Source organism: Collinsella sp. SGI.184, from assembly GCF_050313415.1.
GTDB lineage: Bacteria > Actinomycetota > Coriobacteriia > Coriobacteriales > Coriobacteriaceae > Collinsella.
Genome location: NZ_JBNPLJ010000049.1, coordinates 1 through 434, shown reverse-complemented (window position 1 = coordinate 434; position 434 = coordinate 1). Strand labels below are relative to the sequence as shown.

Annotated in this window: 1 protein-coding gene; it reads left to right on the top strand. The window is 69.1% G+C overall.

The genetic code is table 11. From position 1 onward, the window contains the following. Positions 1-160: 160 nt before the first annotated feature. Positions 161-434 (top strand): IS3 family transposase (locus tag ACQRAJ_RS08795; RefSeq protein WP_427748393.1); only part of this gene is annotated, 274 nt, incomplete at its 3' end.

The window sequence follows — 434 nt, the reverse complement described above, 5'->3', positions numbered from 1 at the left end:
GGCCCAAGGGCCGGCCGAGCGGTTCCAAGGCGAGGCCGCGCACGCGCGAGCAGGAGCTCGAGGAGCGCTGCCGAAGGCTCGAGACCGAGGTGGCCTACCTAAAAAAATTGCGTGCCCTGGTCGAGAGGGACGGACTCTGACCAGGGCGAAGGTCGAGGCCGTGAGCGCCCTGCGCGAAGAGGGGTACGGGCTGGGGTGCCTGCTGGAGTGCGCCGGCCTGGCGAGGTCGAGCTACTACTACGCGCTGTCGCACCCGAAGGCTCCCACCAGGCCCGAGCTCTGGGAGGCCGCCGCCGAGATATTCTCGCGCACGGCCAACGGGTGCGGCCACAGGCAGATCGCCATGTGCCTGCGCGCCGAGCAGGGCGTGCGCATAGCCTACAAGACCGTGCTGAAGATGATGCGCGAGATGGGCATCAGCTGCGGGATCCGCC